The organism is Sphingomonas sp. (assembly GCF_024508665.1).
Classification (GTDB): Bacteria; Pseudomonadota; Alphaproteobacteria; order Sphingomonadales; family Sphingomonadaceae; genus Sphingomonas.
The window spans coordinates 159,147-181,202 of record NZ_JANINP010000007.1; the positions used below are offsets into that span (position 1 = coordinate 159,147).

The 22,056-nt window shown below is 64.8% G+C and carries 23 protein-coding genes and 1 pseudogene; 10 read left to right on the forward strand and 14 right to left on the reverse strand.

Annotation, left to right across the window (positions count from 1 at the left end):
- Positions 1 to 4 precede the first annotated feature (4 nt).
- The 3 genes from Q0L25_RS15850 to Q0L25_RS15860 form a co-directional block, all read right to left on the reverse strand.
- The gene (locus tag Q0L25_RS15850) at positions 5 to 1,588 is read right to left on the reverse strand and encodes a hypothetical protein (protein ID WP_296615967.1); all 1,584 of its coding nucleotides are present in this window, start codon (positions 1,586 to 1,588) and stop codon (positions 5 to 7) included.
- On the reverse strand, positions 1,540 to 2,337 hold the full coding sequence (locus tag Q0L25_RS15855; RefSeq protein WP_296615968.1) for an FkbM family methyltransferase: 798 nt from the start codon (positions 2,335 to 2,337) through the stop codon (positions 1,540 to 1,542). Before Q0L25_RS15855 ends, Q0L25_RS15850 begins: the two co-directional genes overlap by 49 nt.
- 188 nt (positions 2,338 to 2,525) lie before the next feature.
- Positions 2,526 to 3,599, reverse strand: coding sequence for a glycosyltransferase (locus tag Q0L25_RS15860; RefSeq protein ID WP_296615970.1), 1,074 nt, complete (start codon positions 3,597 to 3,599; stop codon positions 2,526 to 2,528).
- A gap of 238 nt (positions 3,600 to 3,837) precedes the next feature.
- On the opposite strand from Q0L25_RS15860, the gene Q0L25_RS15865 reads away from it, so the two are divergent.
- The 3 genes from Q0L25_RS15865 to galU are packed head-to-tail and all read left to right on the forward strand — an operon-like array spanning position 3,838 to position 6,686.
- The gene (locus tag Q0L25_RS15865) at positions 3,838 to 4,620 is read left to right on the forward strand and encodes a metallophosphoesterase family protein (protein ID WP_296615972.1); all 783 of its coding nucleotides are present in this window, start codon (positions 3,838 to 3,840) and stop codon (positions 4,618 to 4,620) included.
- Positions 4,617 to 5,822, forward strand: coding sequence for a nucleotidyltransferase family protein (locus Q0L25_RS15870; RefSeq protein ID WP_296615974.1), 1,206 nt, complete (start codon positions 4,617 to 4,619; stop codon positions 5,820 to 5,822). The genes Q0L25_RS15865 and Q0L25_RS15870 overlap by 4 nt, the downstream gene beginning before the upstream one ends.
- Positions 5,823 to 6,686 (forward strand): UTP--glucose-1-phosphate uridylyltransferase GalU, encoded by an 864-nt coding sequence (gene galU, locus Q0L25_RS15875; RefSeq protein ID WP_296615975.1) that lies wholly within the window; start codon positions 5,823 to 5,825, stop codon positions 6,684 to 6,686.
- Here the strand turns inward: galU and Q0L25_RS15880 are convergent.
- The 3 genes from Q0L25_RS15880 to dut are packed head-to-tail and all read right to left on the reverse strand — an operon-like array spanning position 6,683 to position 8,302.
- Positions 6,683 to 7,450 (reverse strand): molybdopterin-synthase adenylyltransferase MoeB, encoded by a 768-nt coding sequence (locus Q0L25_RS15880; RefSeq protein ID WP_296615977.1) that lies wholly within the window; start codon positions 7,448 to 7,450, stop codon positions 6,683 to 6,685. The two genes, galU and Q0L25_RS15880, sit on opposite strands and share 4 nt — an antisense overlap.
- The gene (locus tag Q0L25_RS15885) at positions 7,447 to 7,848 is read right to left on the reverse strand and encodes a hypothetical protein (RefSeq protein ID WP_296615978.1); all 402 of its coding nucleotides are present in this window, start codon (positions 7,846 to 7,848) and stop codon (positions 7,447 to 7,449) included. Before Q0L25_RS15885 ends, Q0L25_RS15880 begins: the two co-directional genes overlap by 4 nt.
- 7 nt (positions 7,849 to 7,855) lie before the next feature.
- Positions 7,856 to 8,302 carry a dUTP diphosphatase gene (dut, locus tag Q0L25_RS15890; protein WP_296615980.1) on the reverse strand — a complete coding sequence of 149 codons (447 nt, stop codon included), beginning with the start codon at positions 8,300 to 8,302 and terminating at the stop codon, positions 7,856 to 7,858.
- A 137-nt stretch (positions 8,303 to 8,439) separates the two neighbouring features.
- On the opposite strand from dut, the gene Q0L25_RS15895 reads away from it, so the two are divergent.
- Positions 8,440 to 8,916: a GNAT family N-acetyltransferase gene (locus tag Q0L25_RS15895; protein WP_296615982.1), complete on the forward strand. Its 477-nt coding sequence runs from the start codon at positions 8,440 to 8,442 to the stop codon at positions 8,914 to 8,916.
- Here Q0L25_RS15895 and Q0L25_RS15900 read toward each other — a convergent pair.
- From Q0L25_RS15900 to Q0L25_RS15915, 4 genes and pseudogenes are all read right to left on the reverse strand, one after another.
- Positions 8,913 to 10,193: pseudogene (locus Q0L25_RS15900) on the reverse strand (bifunctional phosphopantothenoylcysteine decarboxylase/phosphopantothenate synthase). The gene Q0L25_RS15895 and the pseudogene Q0L25_RS15900 sit on opposite strands and share 4 nt — an antisense overlap.
- The gene (locus Q0L25_RS15905; RefSeq protein ID WP_296615984.1) at positions 10,190 to 11,302 is read right to left on the reverse strand and encodes a hypothetical protein; all 1,113 of its coding nucleotides are present in this window, start codon (positions 11,300 to 11,302) and stop codon (positions 10,190 to 10,192) included. The pseudogene Q0L25_RS15900 and the gene Q0L25_RS15905 overlap by 4 nt, the downstream one beginning before the upstream one ends.
- Positions 11,303 to 11,423: 121 nt before the next feature.
- On the reverse strand, positions 11,424 to 12,959 hold the full coding sequence (gene ubiB, locus Q0L25_RS15910) for a 2-polyprenylphenol 6-hydroxylase (protein WP_296615986.1): 1,536 nt from the start codon (positions 12,957 to 12,959) through the stop codon (positions 11,424 to 11,426).
- A 124-nt stretch (positions 12,960 to 13,083) separates the two neighbouring features.
- Entirely contained in the window at positions 13,084 to 13,815 is a 732-nt protein-coding gene (locus tag Q0L25_RS15915; RefSeq protein WP_296615988.1) for a class I SAM-dependent methyltransferase, read from the reverse strand.
- Positions 13,816 to 13,871: 56 nt separating this feature from the next.
- Between Q0L25_RS15915 and mutM the strand changes: the two genes are divergently transcribed.
- The 3 genes from mutM (at position 13,872) to dnaA (ending at position 16,915) form a co-directional block, all read left to right on the forward strand.
- Positions 13,872 to 14,684: a bifunctional DNA-formamidopyrimidine glycosylase/DNA-(apurinic or apyrimidinic site) lyase gene (gene mutM, locus Q0L25_RS15920; protein WP_296615990.1), complete on the forward strand. Its 813-nt coding sequence runs from the start codon at positions 13,872 to 13,874 to the stop codon at positions 14,682 to 14,684.
- A gap of 135 nt (positions 14,685 to 14,819) precedes the next feature.
- The gene (gene rpsT / locus Q0L25_RS15925) at positions 14,820 to 15,080 is read left to right on the forward strand and encodes a 30S ribosomal protein S20 (RefSeq protein WP_296615992.1); all 261 of its coding nucleotides are present in this window, start codon (positions 14,820 to 14,822) and stop codon (positions 15,078 to 15,080) included.
- 482 nt (positions 15,081 to 15,562) lie between these two features.
- A complete protein-coding gene (gene dnaA / locus Q0L25_RS15930) occupies positions 15,563 to 16,915 on the forward strand; it encodes a chromosomal replication initiator protein DnaA (RefSeq protein ID WP_296615995.1) in 1,353 nt (450 codons plus the stop codon).
- Positions 16,916 to 16,999: 84 nt separating this feature from the next.
- On the opposite strand, the gene Q0L25_RS15935 is transcribed toward dnaA, so the two are convergent.
- From Q0L25_RS15935 to ubiA, 4 genes are all read right to left on the reverse strand, one after another.
- Entirely contained in the window at positions 17,000 to 17,782 is a 783-nt protein-coding gene (locus Q0L25_RS15935; RefSeq protein WP_296615996.1) for a 3'(2'),5'-bisphosphate nucleotidase CysQ, read from the reverse strand.
- Positions 17,775 to 19,121 carry a TldD/PmbA family protein gene (locus Q0L25_RS15940; RefSeq protein ID WP_296615999.1) on the reverse strand — a complete coding sequence of 449 codons (1,347 nt, stop codon included), beginning with the start codon at positions 19,119 to 19,121 and terminating at the stop codon, positions 17,775 to 17,777. Before Q0L25_RS15940 ends, Q0L25_RS15935 begins: the two co-directional genes overlap by 8 nt.
- Before the next feature lie 61 nt (positions 19,122 to 19,182).
- Positions 19,183 to 19,530 (reverse strand): hypothetical protein, encoded by a 348-nt coding sequence (locus Q0L25_RS15945; RefSeq protein WP_296616000.1) that lies wholly within the window; start codon positions 19,528 to 19,530, stop codon positions 19,183 to 19,185.
- Positions 19,531 to 19,534: 4 nt separating this feature from the next.
- The gene (gene ubiA / locus Q0L25_RS15950; protein ID WP_296616002.1) at positions 19,535 to 20,458 is read right to left on the reverse strand and encodes a 4-hydroxybenzoate octaprenyltransferase; all 924 of its coding nucleotides are present in this window, start codon (positions 20,456 to 20,458) and stop codon (positions 19,535 to 19,537) included.
- 125 nt (positions 20,459 to 20,583) lie between these two features.
- Here ubiA and Q0L25_RS15955 point away from each other — a divergent pair, with 125 nt between their 5' ends.
- The 3 genes from Q0L25_RS15955 (at position 20,584) to Q0L25_RS15965 (ending at position 22,025) form a co-directional block, all read left to right on the forward strand.
- On the forward strand, positions 20,584 to 21,009 hold the full coding sequence (locus Q0L25_RS15955) for a DUF2147 domain-containing protein (RefSeq protein ID WP_296616003.1): 426 nt from the start codon (positions 20,584 to 20,586) through the stop codon (positions 21,007 to 21,009).
- A gap of 28 nt (positions 21,010 to 21,037) precedes the next feature.
- Positions 21,038 to 21,190 (forward strand): hypothetical protein, encoded by a 153-nt coding sequence (locus Q0L25_RS15960; protein ID WP_296616004.1) that lies wholly within the window; start codon positions 21,038 to 21,040, stop codon positions 21,188 to 21,190.
- A 94-nt stretch (positions 21,191 to 21,284) separates the two neighbouring features.
- Positions 21,285 to 22,025 carry a 16S rRNA (uracil(1498)-N(3))-methyltransferase gene (locus Q0L25_RS15965; RefSeq protein WP_296616006.1) on the forward strand — a complete coding sequence of 247 codons (741 nt, stop codon included), beginning with the start codon at positions 21,285 to 21,287 and terminating at the stop codon, positions 22,023 to 22,025.
- The last annotated feature ends 31 nt before the right edge of the window (positions 22,026 to 22,056 follow it).

Genomic DNA, 22,056 nt, shown 5'->3' on the forward strand with positions numbered 1-22,056 from the left:
GAGCTTAAGGCTGTACGAAAAGTCGAGGCATCGCCCCGCCCAGCGCCCGCGGAAGGAATCGGTTCATCAACTCCAGGGCGATATGCGCCAGGACCACCAGTGCGATGGGCCCGACTATATCGGAAACGAAGGCGCCGTCGACGCGGAGGGCCATTCTCATGCCGATCAAGACGATAAAGAACAGGTGCCAAGCTTTACGTTGGATGACCTCGTAGGAATAGATCGTCCAGAGGCCAAAGACCAGCGCCAGGAATATCGCGACACCGATCGTATATAGCCAACCGCCATTCCAATAAGCCTCTGCGGCAAGGCCGGCACTGGAGGACGAGTTGTAGTTGCCGTTGGCGGCATAGGACAATTCTCGTCCCACGTCCGTGATGATGGGCTTATCGGGAAAGATTATTCGGGGGATCCAGACGATCGGCAAATATCTGTAGGAGTTTCCAGGCGTGCCGTGATCGTATTGATTTATCACGAAAGTCCCGGCGTTGACGAAGCTCAGGCGCATCCAGCCGGTTTCGACGTCGGCATATTGATCGCTTTCCCGGCCGGTAGTGAAATACGAGAGATACAAACCCGGAATTTCTTGAGCCGGAGCCGCACTATCATAGTACTTCCCGTTCATATCTCTGACATGCGTGATGATCGGAGAAAGAAACATGAACAAGGTCACGAAGCTTCCGGCCAGAAGGGTGATGCGGAATAGGCTGCGACGATGGTAGATGAAGGCGATGCTGACCATGACCAGGGGCATGAGCATGACCGACTTGCTCATTGCATAGAAGCCGATCACGCATTCTCCGAGCGCAAGTGCGATCGGCCAGATGATGAATTCCCGGCGCTTATTCTCGAGCCCCCAGAATATCACCATGAAGTATCCCAGCCACGAGAGCACGGATAGGTTCGCTAGGGTGCTGAAAAAGCTCAGTCTGATCCACCCGACGATCTGCGGAAAAATGATCAGATAGTTCACGGCCGAGCCGACGATCAGGCATAACGACCCGAACGCGATCATGTTGAAATTTGAAGGATTGATAAACTTCCGGTCGAGGATCGATTTGCTGATAGTTCTATTGCTTAAGGCAATAAATAACGTCTTTGTTGCTGCCAGAAATACGAAGTTAAATGTCGTAATCAGCAGATTAAGCTTGACGATCTCGTAAGGGAAGTAACTATAAAATCCCTTCATCAATTCCTGAGTATCGGCGTTGGTCCAGATCGGAACCAGAGAGCCAATTCCGTAATAGCTCAATAGCGCTACCCGGTACCACATTATGGGTGTCCAAAGCGACGCGACGTTGAGCTTCATTTGACGATAGGCGGCCCAGGCCAGCATGATCGAAAACGCGACCAAGCCGATCGTATTGATCCAATCTTCGGATCCGGGGAGCGCGCCCAGGCCAATGGCGAACCACAAGGCGATGAGCGCCGAAAAGAAAACCTCACGATAGGTCGGCTCCAGGTCGTGGATCATCGACGATCTGGGCTGGAGCGGTTTGGTTTCCGGCCAATATCGGGAGGGGGCAAGCGTTGCCATGATCAGGCTGCCATCCGCAGTGTAGCCGTGCGCGCAGCGCGCGCGATGCATTCGCGGCCATACCAATCGACCTGAAGGTCGGCAAACCCCTTGGCCTTGAGCGTGTCGAGGAATTGTTGCGGGTCGCCGCCGAAATCGTGAAGTTCGATGGCAACGCGATCGGTGATGTCGAGCAATCGGCTGCCGCGTTCCGTCATGAAGAACTCGCTGCCCTCGATGTCGCATTTGAGGAAGTCGATGTGATCGATCGCGTATCGCCGCAGGAATTCGTCTTCGTTGATCGTCGGCACGCCGCCGTAAGCGGGATCGTTTTCAAAATCGCGGCGCTGCTTATCGGTGAAGATGCCGATGAACGCTCGGCACAATTGTGCGCGATCCTGAAAGCCGTTGACCGCCATCGTCGCCGCCCATTTTGCGCCGAGCGGCGCGCTGGGTTCGATTGCAATCAACCGCGCAGTGGGATTGGCGGCAAGTGCCTGCGCAGAAAAATTGCCCATATTGGCACCGAGATCGACGACAGTGCCGTGATCGGGCACGCGCAGGAAACCGCCGCCGGCATAGACATCGCGGACCCATATCTCGCGCAACCCACTGAAGGCGCTTTCGCCGGTCAGAAGCGCGTTCCCGATGGCGTGGCGGACACGGAACGGACCGGTCCCCATCAGTCGGTCGGCAGCCAATAAATTGCGGGTCTTCAGCGCGGATGGCAAAGTTGCGGCAACGCACGCCAGCCAACGTAGCGCGGTGCCGATACCCGCAACGCGGGCGATACCCCTGAAATCTCCGAACAGCTTTGCCAACATGGATAGGGTCGTTTCCGCCAATGCGTTTGTCCGCGCCGTCCTAGGCGGGTCGGTCCGAGGGGGTCAATGCGCTAATCCGGCGTGCAATCGCACCGGAGGAGCTGGTGAGATGGCTGGTCGGCCGGTGCGCGAAGGTGGGTTGGGTCTGAAGTCCTGCAGAATGAAGGCGATGCGGCCGGAATCGTTCAGAGAACGTTGACGAGCAATCCCCGTTCCATCAACAGCGTCGCAATCTCTCCGGCGCGCGCCTCCAGCGAATAGGCCGGCACGCACCGGGCGTGGCCGGCTTCCGCGATGGCCGCGCGCTCGGCCTCGTTCGTGAGATAGTGTCCGATGCGCTCGATCAGCTGTTCGTCGCCGGTGAAGACATCGATCTCGCGTCCGGGCTCGTAAAGCGCGCGTACCTCGTCATTGTCGACATGGAGCATGAATCCGCCCGCGGCGGGAATCTCGAACGTCCGGGTCGAAGTCAGGTCCTGCCATTTATCCGATCCGACTTCGCCGTGATGGATGGCCAGGTTGATCCGCGTTTCCTCGATCGCGCGGGCAAAATAATCGCCGGTGAGTGGCGCGCCGAGAACAAAGGGCGCGAGTGGCGTTCCTTTGGCCATGTCGGTCCAGCCATTGCCGACGACGACGAAACGCTGGTCGGGGAAGGCGCGTGCGACCGCGGTCAGATGCGCGGCCTTGTGGGGCGAGGCATTGCCGATGAAACCGATATCCCAGCGATAGGGGATCGCCCCCGGCGCGTGGCGGCGCGAATGGGCGCTGGGGCAATAGCCGTGATGGACGAAGGCATGCCGCGCCGGCCCGACCAGCTTGTCGAGATAAGGCGCGTGATAGCTCTTGGACGTGACGATGAGATCGGTCGCGGCGAGCACCGCCTCGTCAACGCCGGCATGATCGAACAATACGTCTGGATAGAAGACGACCACGCGTGTGCCGTTCGCGCGGAGGCGCTCGACCGTCGAACGCGCGATGTTGACCCCCTTGATCGTCAGCAGGAGCTCGACCTTGTTGAGCTCGGCAACGCGCAGGATTTCGGCATTATATTCGGCGATCGAGTTGTTCCACAGCAGCCGCGCCGCGCCGCGCGCCAGCCGGCCCCGACCACGTACGACGAAATGGAGCAGATCGACCTCGGCGACGTCCCAGCCGAGCGCGCGAAATCCGCCGACCAGACCGCGTGCGGTCGAGCCGTGAATGAATTCGCTGGCGATCATCATCCGGATCGGCCGGACAGGAACGGTCGGGGTCATTCGGTAGCCTGTTGCCGGACGCCCAGGCATAACCTGTAGAATTGCCGCACTATTGCCCCTTCGAGGATTCGGCCATTTGCTCGACCGCACCGCTATAGGGGCATGAGCGTCCGGTAAACAGCCGACATGGCGGCCGGGCGATGCTTGCTTGCCAATGCCCGCTTGATCGCGGGCGAGCGGGGTGCCTATCTGCGGGCATGAATATCCGGGTTATCTGTTTTGCCGGGCGATACGCGTCATGATCGCGCGGCGGTTGAAGAATCTGTTCGGCGGCAGCGCGCCTGGTAGCGCGGCGACGGCGTCGAATGGCGCGCATCTGCCGCCGGGCGAGCGACTCTATGCGATCGGGGACGTGCACGGCCGGCTGGATCTGTTGACGCACTTGCTCGACGCGATCGAGCGCGACGATGCGGCGCGCGGCACGGCGGACACGCGGATCGTGCTGCTAGGCGACCTGGTCGATCGCGGACCGCATTCGAAGCAGGTGATCGACCATCTGTTGACGCGCGACTGGGGCACGCGGCGACCGGTGTTCCTGAAAGGCAATCACGAGGAAGTGTTCCTGCTGACGCTGGGCGGCAATTTGGAGGCGGCGCGGTTCTGGACGCGCATAGGCGGCGCCGAGACGATGGCGAGCTATGGCGTTTCGGAAGCGCTGATCGAATCGGGCGATACGCTGTCCTTGTGCGAGGATTTCGCCCGACGCGTGCCCGACGCGCACACCATGTTCCTGAACCGCATGACCGACACCCTGGTGGCCGGCGGCTATTGCTTCGTCCATGCGGGTCTCCGCCCGGGCGTGCCGCTCGATCGCCAGAAAGCCGAGGATCTGCGTTGGATCCGCGAACGCTTCCTCGATTTCGAAGGCAGCCACGGGACGATCGTCGTCCATGGTCATTCGATCAGCCCTGCGGTCGAGGAAAGACACAACCGCATCGGCATCGATACTGGCGCCTATGCCAGCGGGACGCTGACCGCGATCGGGATCGAGGCGGGGCACCGCTGGTTCCTCGCGACGTGAGCGGCGGCGGTGCCTCCGCCGAATTCCTGCTGCTCGCGGCATGTTGCCGCTGGCCGACCGATGCGCCGGCGATCCGCGAGGCTGGTCAGGCGGCGATCGATTGGCACCGTTTCGTAAAACTGGCGCGACGCCATCGCGTGCAGGGGTTCGCGCGGATCGGACTGGAAGCGGCGGCGATCGCCGTGCCCCCGGAGCTTGTCACGGCGCATCGCCGTCAGACCGCACGCAATTTGTTGTTGCTCGACGAGGCCGCGCGGATCGCCGGAATGCTGGCGGATGCGGATATTCCCGCCGCGTTTCTCAAGGGCGCGACGCTCGCCGAACTGGCTTATGGCGATCAGGCGGTGAAGCGGACACTCGACAATGACTTGCTAGTCCGCCCCGAGCAGGTCGCCGCGACGATCGAACTGCTTGCAGGCACCGGCTATCGCCTGACGGATCCGGCGGTGCGGCTCGATGGGAAGCGGCTGTCCGTGCTGATCGACATGGTCAAGGAATGCACCTTGGTCCGGCCAGACAACAAGGCGATGCTCGACCTTCATTGGCGCATGACGTCGGTCGAGGGGCTGCTCGCCGAGCCCGATCTGACCAGCGATCTGCGGACCGTGACGATCGGCAATCACCGGCTGCGGACGCTCGGCGACGAGGCGTTGATGGTCTATCTTGCGGTCCATGGCGCGCGGCACGGCTGGTCGCGGCTCAAATGGCTCGCGGATTTCAACGCATTGCTGGTGGCGATGGACGCGATGGCGCTGGCGTCCTTGCGCGCGCGAGCCAAACGCGATGGCGTGGCACGGGCGATGGACCTTGCCCTGTTGCAGGCGAACCGATTGTTCGGAACCCCCGTACCTGACGATGTTGGCCGATCCCGACGCGTCCGCTGGCTTGCCACTTTGTCCGATGCGCTGATGCGCGGTGGCGACGAACTGGCCGAACAGCACACGGTGCCGCGACGCTATATGGCGGTTGGCCATGTATCGGCGGTATTGCTCAAATCGAGTCCCATCTACCTCGCCAACGCGGCTTGGAGCAGCTGGGTATCGACGGGCGACGCCTTGGCGCTACCGCTCCCGCGCGCCGCGCGGCCACTCTATCTGTTGACCAGTCCGGCCGCCCGGATTGCCCGTGCCGCGCGCCGGATCGTCAATCGGGGCTTTTCGCGGTCGGCGCGGAGCCCTATGCGCGCCCGCCAGGAGAATTGAATGTCGATCAAGCCGCTGCGCAAGGCCGTGTTCCCCGTCGGGGGGCTCGGTACCCGATTTCTGCCCGCCACCAAGGCGCTCCCCAAGGAAATGCTGCCGATCGTCGATCGCCCGCTGATCCAATATGCGGTCGACGAGGCGCTGGAGGCAGGGATCGAGCAGATGATCTTCGTCACCGGCCGCGGCAAGTCGGCGATCGAGGATCATTTCGACATCGCCTACGAACTCGAATCGACGATGGCGCATCGTGGCAAGTCGCTCGAAATCCTTCACCAGACGCGCCTGAAGCCGGGCGCCGTCGCCTATGTGCGTCAGCAGGAGCCGATGGGTCTGGGGCACGCGGTATGGTGCGCGCGCGACATCGTCGGCGACGAGCCGTTCGCGATCTTCCTGGCCGACGAGCTGATGGTCGGTCAGCCCGGCTGCATGAAACAGATGGTCGACGCCTATAATCGCGTCGGCGGCAATCTGGTCTGCGGCTTCGAAGTGCCGCCCGAGGAAACCGATCGCTACGGCATCATTTCCCCCGGCAAGCAGGACGGCGATCTGGTCGAGGTGACCGCCCTGGTCGAAAAGCCGAAGCTAGGCACCGCGCCATCGAACCTAATGATCCCAGGCCGCTACATCCTGCAGCCCGAAGTCATGCGGGTACTGGAGACGCAAGGGAAGGGCGCCGGCGGCGAGATCCAACTGACCGACGCGATGGCGCAGATGATCGGCGGACAGCCGTTCCACGCATACAAATTCGGCGGACGCCGCTTCGATTGCGGCGACAAGGCCGGCTATATCCAGGCGAATATCGCACTGGCGCTGGACCGTCCGGAAATCGGCCCGGCGGTGCGAAAGTTCATCGATACGCTTTAAGTCCGGCACCCCGGACAGCCCGGATCCTTGGGCAGGCGGATCGTGCGGAACCTGAGCGACAGACCGTCGGCAAGCAGCAAGGTGCCGGCGGTGTCCTCGCCGAATGGCGCGATCGCCCGGACGACTTCGAGCGCGGCGAGGCTGCCCATCACGCCGGCCATCGCGCCGAGCACGCCGACATCGGCGCAGCTGACGCCCTCGCGCTCCGGGTCATGCCCGACGAAGCAGCGATAACAGGGCTTGTCGCTTTCCCAGCCGCGATAGACGCCGAGCTGGCCTTCGAACTGGCTGACCGCGGCCGAGACCAGCGGTATCCGGAGCGCCAATGCGGCATCGGCGACCGCCAGACGCGTCGCGAAATTGTCGGTACCGTCGAGCACGACATCGGCCCCGGCGAGAATATCGTGCACATTGTCCCGGTCGATCCGCTCGCGACGACGGTCGACGGTCACATCGGGATCCAGTCCGGCGAGCGCCGCAGCCGCGGCATCCGTCTTGGCGGTGCCGATATCGGCGGTGCCGAACAAGGTCTGGCGCTGGAGATTGGAGAGGTCGACCGCATCGTCGTCGACGATCGTGATCCGACCGATCCCGGCCGCGACGAGATATTGCAGCGCCGGCGATCCTATCCCGCCCGCGCCGACCACTACGACACGAGCGCGACGCAAGGCCAACTGCCCGACGCCGCCAATTTCCTTCAAGACGATATGCCTGGCGAACCGCGACAGGTCGGTATCGGAAAGGGGCGTCGGCGAGAGGCTCACGGCCCCCATGTAAGGGTCATGCCGACATGGTACCAGCTGTCGGCCGCAGGCGGTGGGCCAGCGATATTGCCGCGCGCCGCCTTCTGAATGACACCGGCGGCAAATTGCTCGACGGTGGGGCAGTTGATCGCTCGCGGTACGATCTTCACGGCCTCGCCGTTCGCCGCCGAGACGAGCACCACCATATCGACCTTGATGCTGGTCTTGCCGTCGACCGGGGCTGGCGCGACACACCGCCCGGCCGCGATCTCGTCATGGACGAACTTGGTCATGATCGCCGCATAATCCGGCGTCGTCGCCAATCGGAGGTCGGGCAGCCTCGACCAGTCGCTGGGCACAGCCGTCGGGACGGCTGTCGCAGCGGCCGCCTGGAAGAGCAGGAAGAGTCCGAACATCATTCGCCGATTATCGACCAGTAGAGCCGAAACCGCCACTACCTCGATCAGTGTCGTCCAGGTCGGCCACTTCGTCCAGCGTCGCGCGTTGAACCGGGGCCGGAACGAGTTGGGCGATCCGGTCGCCACGGCCGATATCGAACGGCTGATCGCCCAGATTGGCGAGGATCACTTTCACTTCGCCGCGATAGTCATGGTCGATCGTGCCGGGGGTGTTGAGGCAAGTCACACCATGTTTGAGCGCCAGGCCCGACCGCGGACGGACCTGAACCTCATAGCCTTCGGGGATGGCGATCGCGAGGCCGGTCGCGACCGCGTGGCGGGCGCCCGGGGCCAGCGTCAGGGATTCGGCCGCAACCACGTCCATCCCGGCGGCGCCGGCAGTGGCATAAACCGGCAGCGGCAGGCCCTCGCCATGGGGCAGGCGCTTGACGGCGATACGAATGGGGGCGGTCATCTGGTCAGGGCACCTTTGCGACGGTCGTCTCGATCCGGAGCGGCCGAATCGAGGTTGCGAACCGCGTTGTAGGAGCGCCCAGGGTGGCGGGGGAAGGGGAGTTGCAAGCATTGCGCGGCTGACGCCACAATGAGGTCATGACCGGGCGCTTCCAGATAGACATCGCCACCACCGCAGAGGACTTGCGGGCGGTTTCGGACTTGTTTCAGGGCTATGCCGCCTCCCTACCGGTCGATCTCGGTTATCAGGATTTCGCGGTCGAACTGGCGGGGTTGCCGGGCAAATATGCCGGGCCGGAGGGGGCGCTGCTGCTGGCTCGCGACCCGGCCGGGGCGCCGCTCGGTTGTATCGCGCTGCGGCCGCTCGACAATACGACCTGCGAGATGAAGCGGCTGTTTCTGCTCCCCGAAGCCCGGGGTATGGGACTCGGCCGCGCGCTGGCGGAAGCGGTCATCGCGGCGGCGCGCGATCGGGGGTATCGCGAGCTCCGGCTCGACACCTTGCCGTCGATGACGAGCGCGATCGCCTTGTACGAAGGACTCGGGTTCGAGCGGATCGAGGCCTATTACGCACCCACGCCGCCGGGTACGGTGTTCATGGCGTTGGCGCTTTAAGCGAGCGCGGCGGCAATTCGATTGGCGAGGCGGGCGGCGACGTCGCGCTTGGGCAATCTTTCCCAGCTCTCAACACCCTCGGCCGAGACGATATGGACGCTGTTGGTGTCGCCGCCCATCACGTCACCCGACACGTCATTGGCGACGATCCAATCGACGCCTTTCCTGGCCAGCTTGGCGCGGGCATGGTCGATCACATGCTCGGTCTCGGCGGCAAAGCCGACGACCAGGCGCGGGCGGCGAGGGTCGCGGGCAAGCGTCGCGAGGATGTCGGGGTTTTCGACCAGGTGGAGAACAGGCGGGCCGTTCGCGCCTTTCTTGATCTTCTGCGCGGATGCGTCGACCCGCCAATCCGCCACGGCGGCAACCATCACGGCGGCATCGGCGGGGAGGGCGGCATTGACCGCAGCCGCCATTTCGAGTGCGGTCTCGACGTCGACGCGGTCCACACCCGGCGGTGTAGGCAGGGTTACCGGACCCGCGACCAAGGTCACCCGGGCGCCGAGCGCCGCCAGCGCGCCGGCGATGGCGAATCCCTGTTTTCCCGACGAACGGTTGGCAATGTAGCGCACCGGGTCGATCGGCTCATGGGTCGGGCCGGCAGTGACGATGATGTGGCGGCCGGCGAGCACCTATCGACCCTCACCCTTCCGCGGCTTCGCCGCTCCCTCCCTCTCCCAACGGGAGAGGGAAGGGGCCCGCCGCCGGAGGCGGTGGGAAGGGTGAGGGTGGAGAGGGAATCACCCTGCCAATTTCTCCAGGATCGCCGCCAATATCGCCGGCGGTTCTGGCAGGCGCCCCGGCCCATATTCCCCGCAGGCCATCGCGCCTTCGTCCGGCTCCATCACCGTTATGCCATCCTCCCGCAGAGTCGCGACGTTGCGCCTGGTCGCGGGATGCGTCCACATCCGCACATTCATCGCGGGCGCGGCGAGCACCTTCTTGTCGGTCGCCAGCAGCAATGTCGTCGCTAGATCATCCGCGATCCCTGCGGCCATCTTTGCCATAAGGTCGGCGGTCGCCGGCGCGACGACGATCAGATCGGCCTCGCGGCTCAGCTGGATATGCCCCATCTCGGTCTCGTCCTTGAGGTCCCACAAGGTGGTATAGACTTGTTCCTCGGACAAAGCGGCGAGCGTCATCGCGGTGACGAAATGCGCGCCACCGTCGGTCAGCACGCATTTGACGCCGATCCCGGCCTTCTTCGCCAGGCGGATCAGCTCGCAAGCCTTGTAGGCCGCGATGCCGCCGCCGACGATCAACAGGATGCGCTTCATGGGGTGAGCCTCGTGACCGTAATCTTGCGACGCTTGGGGAAAGCGGCCGTGATCAGGTCCTTCACCCCGTCAGGCGCGAAGGCCAGGCCGATCAGGATCGCGGGCGCCACCATCAGCCCCCAATAGAAGGTGTCGACCCGCCCGAACAGGCCGATCAACGCGGCATAAGCGGTGAAGGTCGCCAATGCGCGGATGCCGGTAAGGTCGCGCCACGCTGCCCAGCCGAACAAGGTGAGCCCCATCAGCAATGCCGCGATCCACATCGGCGCGAGGCGGAGTGCGGTCGACAAGGTCAGTGCCTCGACGAAGAAACCGAAGCCGAGCATGCCGGCCCAGCCGGGCGAGGCGGGGTCGACCGGGGTCACGACCTGCGCGACGGCGTGAGCATGCGCGGCGACGGCGACCGCCAGCAGAACGAGCCCGCCGGCCCATCCCAGTGCTTCGCGCCGATCGCCTTCGAGCCAGGCGAGCACCAGCATGATTCCGACATAGAGCGCGCTGGTTTCGCGAACCAAAAGAGCGATTGCGCCGATCCCCGCGGCGGCGACCCAATGGCCGGGGCGGCGCACCGCCAGGCTGAGCGCGATCAGCAGCCCGGCCCAGACCTCATGAAAGGCCGCGAGGTCAGCCTGGATGAACGCGCCCATGCCGCCCGCGAGCAGAACCATCGCGATGAACAAGGGCGGCGGCCGCGCGAAAGTGGGGCGCAGACGATTGAACCACGCCACCATGACACCGGCGGCGAGCGCCCAGAGCAGGCCGACTACCGCCCAATGCGGCATGAGCGCCTGGACCATGGCCAGCGTCGGCAGGCGGAAGGTGACAAAGGGGCGCAGCGGATAATCGCCCCGCCGCAATTCCTGCGCGGCGACCTCGTAATAATTGCCGCCATGACGGACGCCGTCGACGATCGCTTCGTAGAGGACGATATCGGCCTGATCGTCGCCGCGCTTGGCCGAATCGCCGCTGACCGCCGGCGGGCCCGGCACGGTGAGCGCGCTCAGCGTCGCGAGGAGCAGCAGGACCAGCCCGACGAGCGCGAGCCGCGCCTTGCCTTTCGACAGGCCGGCGAAGCGCGAAGGTTCGGCCAGCCACAGCGTCCCGCTCATCGCCCCTCCCCTTCAGGGGAGAGGTTGGGGGTGGGGGATGCCTCGCAGAGAAACCGCCTGCCGCGCGGCCCCACCCCAACCCCTTCCCTGAAGGGGAGGGGCTTTTGATAGAGGCACTCGCTCACCGCAAGAACCACCACGTCGCCGCGACCGAGATCGCGGCGCTCAGCACGGCGACCGCGACATAGCGCCAGCCGCCGCCCAGACGTACGACCTCGATCTCGCGCAGCGGCGGCGCAGGCGGCGCGCCGCCGGGCGACGGGAAGCGCGCCTCTATGTTGCGAATGAGCTCGGGCAGACGCATCAGCGTGCGCAGATCGGTGATCAACCGATCGCCGATTGCCGCCTCGGGACCCAGCTCGGTCCGGATCCATTCGCGGATGAACGGCGCCGCAGTGTCCCACATGTTGATCTCGGGATCGAGGCTGGTGGCGACGCCTTCGACCATCACCATGGTCTTCTGCAGCAGCAGCAGATGCGGCTGGGTCTGCATATCGAAGTCGCGGGTGATGCGGAACAACCCGTCGAGCATCATGCCGACCGACATGTCCTTGACCGGCAGTCCGCGCATCGGCTCGCCGACCGCGCGCAAGGCCGTGGCGAATTCGGCGACATTGTGATGCGGGGGCACGTATCCCGCCTCGAAATGGATTTCCGCGACGCGCTGATAATTGCCGGTGATCAGCCCGTAGAGGATTTCCGCCAGCCAGACGCGCGCGCGCCGGTCGATCCGCCCCATGATGCCGAAATCGATCGCCGCGATGTGCCCCTGGGGAGTCGCGAAGAGATTCCCCTGATGCATGTCGGCGTGGAAGAAGCCTTCCGAAATCGCCTGGCGCAGGAAAGCGTTGACCAGGATCGACGCGAGCCGGCTGGGATCGTGCCCGGCGGCGATCAGTGCCTCGCGGTTGGTCAGCTTGATCCCGTCGATCCATTCGAGCGTCAGCACGCTGCCGGTGGTCCGCTGCCAGTCGATCGCCGGGACCTGGTAATCGGGCTCGGCGCGCATCGATTCGGCGAGTTCGGATGCGGAGGCCGCCTCGCGCCGCAAATCGAGTTCGCGCAAGGTCCAGCGCTTGAACGTCTCGATCACCAGGCGCGGCCGCAACCTCGCGAGTTCTCCGCCCAGCGCCTCGGCTTGCGCCGCGGCCCATTGATAGGTGTCGATCGCGCGCGCGAAATCGTCCTCGACGCCGGGCCGCAGCACCTTGACCGCGACCTGGCGCCCATCCGGCGTGACGGCGCGATGCACCTGGGCGATCGAGGCGGCGCCGACCGGTACTTCATCGATCGAGGCGAACACCTCCTCGACCGGACGGCCCAGACCGCGTTCGACGGCGGCCTTGATCGTCGGATACGGCAGTGGCGGCAATGCGTCCTGCAAGCGCATCAAATCGTGCGCCGCTTCCTCTCCGACCAGATCGGGACGGGTGGCCAGCGTCTGGCCGAGCTTGATTGCGGCGGGGCCGATCGCCTGGAAAGCGTCGGCATAGCGCGGAACCTTGGGCACCCTTGCCCCGAACCGCGCGATCCTGACCAGCCGACGGACGCGCGCGGGCGTGTTTGGGTCGCGCTCGATCCCCTTGAGCGCTCCGTGGCGCGCGAGGATCCGGCCCCATTTGAGGAGGCGCCAGAGATGGATGGCGGGGGCGGTCATTATCTAAGCCCCTCCCCTTCAGGGGAAGGGTTGGGGGTGGGGCAGCGCGGCAAGCCGCTCGCCTGCGGATAGGCCCCACCCCAACCCCTCCCCTGAAGGGGAGGGGCTTTATCGATGCCCCCCATCAAATCTTCCAGCCGCTATGGATCGCGACCAGCCCGCCGAGCATCGGTTCGACCTTGGTCTGGACGAATCCCGCCTCGCCGATCATTTCCTTGAACCGCTCCATGTTCGGAAAGCGGCGGATCGACTCGATCAGATAGCGATAGCTTTCGGCATCGCCGGCGATCGCCTGGCCGACCTTGGGCACGACATGGTGCGAATAGGCGTCATAGATGTCGTCGAAACCCGGCCACAGGGTGGTCGAGAATTCCAGGCAGAAGAAGCGGCCGCCGCGCTTGAGCACGCGATGGGCCTCGCGCAACGCCTTGGGGATATCGGTGACGTTCCTGATGCCGAAGGCGATCGTGTAAGCGTCGAAGAAGCGGTCGGGCCATTGCAGCGTCTCGGCATTGGCCTCGCTCCACACCAGGCCGTCGATGCCGCGCTTGGCGGCGCGCTCGATCCCGACCTCGAGCATCGCCGGGTTGATATCGGCGACGGTGATCGCCGCGCCGGACTTTTCCATCCGGAATGCGATGTCGCCGGTGCCGCCTGCCATGTCGAGGATCGCTTCGCCCGCACGCGGTTTCACGCGGCGGACGAACACGTCCTTCCAAACGCGATGGAGCCCGCCCGACATGGCGTCGTTCATCACGTCATATTTGCCGGCGACGCTGGCGAAGACGCCGCCCACGCGGCGGGTCTTTTCCTCGGGGCTGACATCTTCGTAGCCGAAGGAGACTGTATCGGTCATGCGCGCGGCTCTAGCGGGCGCTTGTGGCGGGGGCAAACCCAACCTAGCTGAGTAACGTGCCTGAACTTCCAGAAGTCGAAACGACCGTTCGCGGCCTCGAGCCCGTCCTCAAGGGGCAGCGGCTGACGCGCGTCGTCACGCGTCGCGGCGACCTTAGGCGGCCGTTCCCGCCCGATCTCGCGCAGCGCATGACCGGAGCGACCGTCACCGGGCTCGGCCGGCGCGCCAAATACGGGCTGATCGATACCGATCGCGGCGACACGATGATCTTCCATCTTGGCATGTCGGGGCGCTGGCGAGTCGATCCTCACGAATTGCTCGCGCACGACCATCTGGTGATCGATACCGAGGCGCGGCGCCGCGTCGTGCTCAACGACCCGCGGCGATTCGGCTCGGTCGATCTGGTGCCGACCGAAGGCCTTGCGGACTTCCCCGCGTTCAAGGCGCTGGGCCCCGAGCCGCTCGGCCCGGATTTCACCGCGCCTTATCTCAAGGCCGCGCTCAAGACCCGGTTCGCGTCGATCAAGCAGATGCTGCTCGACCAGCGGATCGTCGCGGGACTGGGCAACATCTATGTGTGCGAAGCGCTCTATGCCGCGCGCATCTCGCCGAAGCGCGAAGCAGGACGGATCAGCGTCGCGCGGCTCGAACGACTGGTGCGCGAAGTGCACGTTGTGCTCGATTCGGCGATCGCGGCGGGCGGATCGAGCCTGCGCGACTTCGCTCGACCCGACGGCGAGCTCGGCTATTTCTCCAAGCAATTCGCCGTCTATGGCCGCGAGGGCGAGCCGTGTGGCTGCGGCGGCACCGTGCAGCGCTATGTCGAGGGCGGCCGTTCGACCTTCTGGTGTCCAGCCTGTCAGACTTAGCGTCTCCGGCTTCGCGTGGATCGAGAATCCCTCAACGCGGTTGACCGAATCTCGATCGCTCGCTAAGGGCCACCGCTTCCGGGCGCGGCTCTTGGCTGTGGCCGTCCCATTTTTTGCGAAATTCAGAGGACTTTCATGGCGAACACGCCGCAAGCGAAGAAGCGTATCCGTCGCAACGAGCGTCGCGCGGAAATCAACGGCAACCGCGTTGGCCGTATCCGTACGTTCGTCAAGAAGGTCGAATCGGCGCTGGCCGCCGGCGACAAGGAAGCCGCCACCGTTGCGCTGGCCGCCGTGCAGCCCGAACTGCAGCGTGGCGTCGCCAAGGGCGTGCTCCACAAGAACACCGCGAGCCGCAAATTCTCGCGCCTGACCAAGCGACTCGCCTCGCTCTAAAATTACCCGTTTTGGTAGCGGGGATGGCGCCCGTCGGTGAGAAATTCACCGGCGGGCTTTTTGCTGTCCGGGCCTCCCGCCATGCTGCTCTGCAGCGAGATCCATACCCGATATTCGAACGAATCTCGTAACCATGGGAAAACCTAGCGATTCGCAAATGTTTCACAGAAACGTCACGTGAAATTTACCCGGATTCAGTGGGTTATTTAGAGAATCCCGGATTTCTGCGGGTAAGGGCGAGTCAACGTTTTTATTTTAATATTTCTGTCATCGTCGGGCTTGATCAGAGGCGTTCGAGCTTCATAATCGGCCTTCGCAGCGCCGGTCAGGTGCTCGCCGAATCATAGCAGTTCTCGCGTTCAGGCGGATGCGTTTCCGGCTGGGGGAGTCGTCTGTCTGAAAAAAAGGGCCGGTCGCGGGGGCGTTGGCTGGTGAAGAAGGGGTTGTTGCGGGTGGCGGTTTCGTTGGCAAAGGACGGTGTTGTGCCCGGGGAAGTTCTCAATGCCTGGGCGAGAATCCGTAAAAACCTGAGGGAATCGGCTGGTGCGCGTTTGTTCGAGCAATGGCTCAAGCCGATCGAACTCGACGACAGCGAGGATGAGACGACCGTTCGCCTGACCCTGCCGTCGGCGTTCACCGCCAATTGGGTCCGCAACCATTATCAGGACCGGCTGGTCCAGGAATTCCGCGCCGCGATTCCGTCGATTCGCACCGTGTCGATCGAAGTGCGTCAGGCGTCCGCGCCGGCGGTGTTGCGTATCGCCAGCGAGCAGCCCGCCGAATCGCCTGCCGCTCCTATCGAAGCCGCCGAACGTCCTACGCTTGATCCGCGCCTGACGTTCGAGCGCTTCGTGGTCGATCCGTCCAATCGCGTCGCCTTCAACGCCGCCAAGGCATTGGCCGAACCGGGCGCGCCGCGGTTCAGCCCGTTGTTCCTCCATTCGGGAACCGGGCTCGGCAAGACGCATCTGATGCACGCGATTGGCCACGCCTATCTCGCGGCGGTTCCCGACGCGCGCGTGTTCCTGATGTCGGCCGAACGCTTCATGTTCGAATTCGTCGCGGCGATTCGCGCCAACGATACGCATGCCTTCAAGACCCGGCTGCGCGGCGCCGATCTGCTGATGATCGACGATCTGCACTTCATCTCGGGCAAGAAGCCGACCCAGGACGAATTCTTCCACACGATCAACGAGCTGACAGCGGCCGGCAAGCGCCTGGTCATCACCGCCGACCGCCATCCGCAGGGACTTGACGATGTCGAGGCACGGATCGTCTCGCGGCTGGCGATGGGCCTGGTCGCCGACATCAAGACGCCCGACGCAACTCTGCGCCGAGCGTTGCTCGATCATCGCCTGGGCGAACTGCCTGAGGTGAAGGTGCCGGAAGACGTGCTCGAATTGCTCGCGCACAAGGTCACCGGCAGCCTGCGCGAAGTCGAAGGCGCGCTCAACCGCTTGGTCGCCTATGCCCAGTTGACGGGCGAGGAGATCAACCTGGAATTCGCCCAGGCGACGCTCGGCGACGTGCTGCGCGGCGGTACCAAGCGAATCACGATCGATGAGATCCAGCGCGCGGTGTCGGCGCATTACGACCTCAAGCCGGTCGACCTCGTCTCGGCACGCCGCGCCGTGGTGGTCGCCCGCCCGCGCCAGATCGCGATGTATCTCGCCAAGCGCCTGACCACGCGCTCCCTGCCGGAGATCGGCCGCAAGTTCGGCGGTCGCGATCATTCGACGGTGATCCATGCGGTGCGCCGCATCGAGGAATTGCGCGGCAGCGACAACGAGATCGACGGCGCGGTGCGGAGTTTGATCCGCCAGCTGGAAGGCTGAAATCTTCCGGCTACTCGCTCCGGTTTGATTGGACGGTTCGCCCGGAAGGCGCAGATCTTACACGCTAGCTGAGCCGAGAAAGCTTCAGCGCGGCTTGCCCAGCGCCGCCACCGCACGTTCGTGCAGTCGCGCGATCGCCGCGAGGTGGATGCCGGGCGCGGTCGCCAGCACGCCGAATGCTTCGGCACGCGGCGTGTTGAACCGCAGCTTGCGTCCGACCGCATCGCTGACCGCGCAGCCCGCTTCGCGCGCGATCAGCACCGCGGCGGCGATGTCCCATTCATTGCCCCAGCGGATCGTCGCCAGCAGATCGGCCTGACCCGCGGCGACCATCGCGATGCGCAGGGCGATCGAGTTGGGCTTGGCGACCGCGACCAGGTCCGCATCCACGCTGGGCAGCACATCGGTCGGCGTGCGTGCGCCGGTGAAGATCGTCCGCCCGCTATGCATTGTCGGCTCGCCGTTGAGGGTCGTACCCTTGCCAGCTTCGGCGCGCCAAACTTCTCCCAAAGCCGGCGCATCGAGCACCGCCGCCACCGGCTGCTCGCCATCGACCAACGCGATCGACACTGCCCAGCCCTCGCGTCCGCGAATGAAGTCGCGCGTGCCGTCGATCGGATCGACCACCCAGCAGCGGCGATGGTTGAGCCGCACGGCATCGTCGACCGTTTCCTCCGACAACCAGCCGGCATCGGGCGCGAGCGCGGTCAGCCGCTCGCGAAGCAGGGAATTGACGTCGAGATCGACCTGACAGACCGGGTTGCCCGGCGCCTTTTCCCAGCGCGCGAAGTCGGTCCGCCACCGCGCCAGCGCATAAGCTCCCGCTTCGGCAGCGATCGCCGCAATGTCGTCGACCAGTTCAGCCACCCGCTACCGTCATTCCATCGATTCTGAGAGTAGGGACATTGGTCGCATACCGAAATTCGAGGTCGTCGGCGGCGGTCAGCTGGAGGAACATGTCCTTCAGATTGCCGGCAATGGTAAATTCGTCGACCGGCCTGGTGAGTACGCCGTCCTCGATCAGGAAGCCCGCCGCGCCGCGGCTGTAATCGCCGGTGACGCCGTTGACGCCCTGACCGATCAGCTCGGTGACATAGACGCCGCGCTTCACCCCGGCGATCAGGTCGTCGCGACTGGTCTTGCCCGGGGCGAGATAGGTGTTGGTGGTGCTGACTCCCGGTGCTCCGGCGCCGCCGCGGGCGGCATGGCCGGTAGGCTCGAGCCCGAGCTGGCGCGCCGAGGCCGAATCGAGCAGCCAGGTCGTGAGAACGCCGTCGCGGACCAGGCTGGTCGCCGATACCGCCAGGCCTTCGCCGTCGAAGGGCCGCGAACGCAGGCCATGCGGGCGAAGCGGATCGTCGATGATCTCGATCCCGCTCGCGAAGATCTGCTCGCCCAATTTGCCGAGCAGGAAGCTGGTGCCGCGCGCGATCGCCGCGCCCGAAATGGCGCCGGTCAGGTGACCGATCAGCGAGGCGCCGACGCGCGGATCGAACAACACCGGCATCGGCCCGCTCGCGACCTTGCCGGGGTTGAGCCGGGCGACCGCGCGTTCGCCGGCCTCGCGGCCGATATCCTCGGGCGAGGGAAGGTGCAGGCGGTGCCGTGCCGAGCGATGACCGTAATCGCGCTGCATCGCGCCGCCGCTGCCCGCCAACACGCTGGCCGACACCGAATGGCTGGTCGTGGCATAGGCGCCGGCGAAACCGTGGCTGGTGGCGAGCGCCCACGCGACGCGCGAGGCCGACGCGCCACCGCCTTCGCTATTGGTGACCCCTGGCACCGCGCGGGCGGCGTCCTCCGCGGCGAGCGCGGTCTGCTTGAGCGTGGCCGGCGCCGGGTCGTCCGCATCCTGCAGGTCGAGATCGGGGATCGGTCCGGTCATCAGGCGATCCTGGGGCGCGAGCCCGGCCCATTGGTCCTCGGGCGCCTCGCGCGCCATCGCGACCGCGCGTTCGACCAACGCATCCATCGCGGCCGACGACAGATCGGAGGTGGAGACCGAGGCCGAACGCTGCCCGACGAACACGCGCAGACCCAATTGCTCCTCTTCGGAACGGCCGACGTCCTCGAGTTCGCCCAGCCGTACCGACACCTCGACGCTGGCCGACGCGCCGAGCACCGCGTCGGCGGCATCGGCGCCGGCTTTGCGAGCGCGAGTGACGATATCGAGAGCGCGATCACGCGCGGCGTCGGGAGTCAGCATGACGGGCACTTAGGAAGCGCGAAGCCCTGGGTCAAAGGGAACAGACTTCCTGTCACTGGGACTAAGTCGTCAGCAATGCGGCGTCGAACCAAACGTCCTCGTGATCGTCTGCGATTAGGAAGCGCCAGCCCGATGGCAGCGCGAGATAAGGCAGTATTGCCGGACACATTTCGTGCAGATGATACAAGTGGAAGGGTTTGAAGAAATTCGGGTCTTCGGAGAGCTCGGTTCCCGACCAGACAAACCAGCCTGTGGTGCCATCGTCGGGTGGATGGCGGAGCCCATTCAACGGCCGCCCGCCGTTTAAGGCACCCCGCGTGACGCCAATCTTGAACGTTTCCTCCGGCACCATTGGTGCGACGCCATAGCGTGCGCACAAGGACCGCTGGATTTCTTCGACTTCGGTCATGCGCTCAATAGCTGGTCTGGCCGACCACGAAGCAGGCGAGGAACACTAGCAGCCCGGCGAATCGGTTGGCGCGAAAGCGGCGAAGTGCGTTAGTGCCGTCGGCGGGGTCGAGGGTCGCGACTTGCCAGGCGAAATGCAACGCCGCCGGGGCGAGCGCGACGAGCACCAGCGGGTCGGGCCGCAACTCCCATAACGCCAGGGCCCAGCAGGCGACCGCGAGCGCGTAGAAAGTGCCCACCCCCGACCTGACCCGGCTGCCCAAGGCGCGCGCCGAGGAGCGGACGCCGACGAGCGTATCGTCCTCGATATCCTGAAGCGCGTAGATCGTGTCATAGCCGATCACCCAGAAGATCGACCCCAGATAGAGCAACGGCCCCGGCATCATCAGCGACCCCGCGATCTCGCTCCACCCAACCAACGCCGCCCAGGAAAAGACGATGCCCAGCCACGCCTGCGGCCACCAGGTGATCCGTTTCATGAACGGATAGGCAGCGACCGGCCCCAGACTGACCAACGCCACGACCGCGGCATAACGGTGGAGCTGGAGCAATACGACCAAGCCGATCAGGCAGAGGCAAATCAGCCAGATCCACGCCGCCTTGAGCGACACAGCACCTGAGGCGAGCGGGCGGCTCCGGGTACGTTCGACCTGGCGATCGAGGTCGCGGTCGACGATGTCGTTATAGACGCAGCCGGCGCCGCGCATGACGATGGCGCCAAGCGCGATCCACAGAATTAGATCCCAGCGATCGATCGCGCCATGCGCCAGTGCGATCGCCCAGGCGCCGGGCCAGAACAGCAATTGCCAACCGATCGGCCGATCGAATCGTGCCAGAAGCGCCAGCGCGCGCGGATAGGGCGGCAACCGCCCCGCCAACCCGCGGTACTGGGTGTCTGGGACGATCTCGGACTCGGGTGCGGCAGTCATCGCTCATTCACTAGCCGCCTGCGAATTGCCGCACCAGCGCCACGCCTTGCCCCAAGACGGACAATATCTATTTCTAGGCGGAAGGGGTGGGGGAGTGTGTTTTGGAGTTTGCGATGTCGATGATCATGCCCCGACTTCTGGCCTGCGCCGCGCTGACGCTGACCGTTGTTGCGGCGTCTGCGCAAGCCGGTCCCGAACCCGATCCGGCGCGCGCCGGCGCGGCCTGGGCGGGCACTTGGACCAATATGAACAACACGATGCACGTCCGCGCCGGCCGCTGTGGCGACGCGATGTGCGGTACCGTCATCTGGGCCGATGACAAGACCAAGGCGGACATCGCCTCGCGCGGCCGGACCTTGGTCGGAACGCAAGTGTTCCGCGAATTCCGTCAGACCGGCCCGAACGAATGGAAGGGCAAGGTATACGTTCCCGCGCTCGGCCAAACGATTTCGGGGCGAATCGAACTGACCGATTCGGACAGCATTACCGCCAGCGGCTGTACCTTGTTCGGCTTCGGCTGCCAGACGCGGCATTGGAAACGGATACGCTAGGCCGTTTAACACGTTAAGGGACCAATCCATGGTCCATCTTTCCGTCGCCATTGCCCGGTTCGCAGAGACCCTGTTCTGGGGCATCGCCCAGGCGGCGGGGCTGGCACTGATCGGCGGCGCATTCGGAATCGCGGCGTTGCTGGTCGGCTGGCGGATGATGCGGCGCAGGCCGAGGCCCTGATCTAAGGCATCCCGCACATTCCCCTCCCGCAAGCGGGAGGGGAGAAGAGTGGCGCCGCTAGCTCCCGAGAGACGAACTCGCTAAGCCGCCAGCCATGGCAGCAACTCCCGCCTGGCCGCCGCGATCGACGCCGCGCTTGTTCATTGAAGGGGCGATTTCCCCCGGACCCCTGCGCATTGAGGGGCCGGCGGCGCATTATCTGATCTCGGTTATGCGGATGAAACCCGGCGATCCGGTCAAGCTATTCGACGATCTCACCGGCGAATGGCTTGGCGTCGCGAACACAGTCAATCGCCGCGATATCATCTTGGATGTGACCAATCATCTGCGCGATCGCGAACCGGTGCCCGACCTCTGGTTGTGTGCGGCACCGTTGAAGAAGGGGCGCATCGACTGGATGGCCGAGAAGGCGTGCGAACTGGGCGTCGCTCGTCTCGTGCCAGTTGTTACGCGCCGATCAGTAGTGGAGCGGCCAAAGCTCGATCGTCTGCGCACGCACATGATCGAGGCGGCCGAGCAATGCGATCGGACGGCGCTGCCCGAGTTGGCCGAGACCGTGAAGCTCGACACCTTGCTCCGCGACTGGCCCGCCAATCGCGTCCTGTTCTTCGCCGACGAGACCGGGGGCGTACCGGCGGCCGAGGCGATGGCTGCGCGTAAAGGCCCGGCCGCGATCCTGATAGGCCCGGAGGGCGGCTTCGACGACGCCGAGCGCGAAGCGATCCGTGCCCTGCCCCAGGCGGTAGGGGTCGGCCTCGGTCCCCGCATCCTTCGCGCCGAGACCGCGGCGGCGGCGGCGGTGGCGATCTGGATGTCTGCTGCGGGAGATTGGTGAACGTCCCTCCGGGAGACTAGCGCGGCGCCTT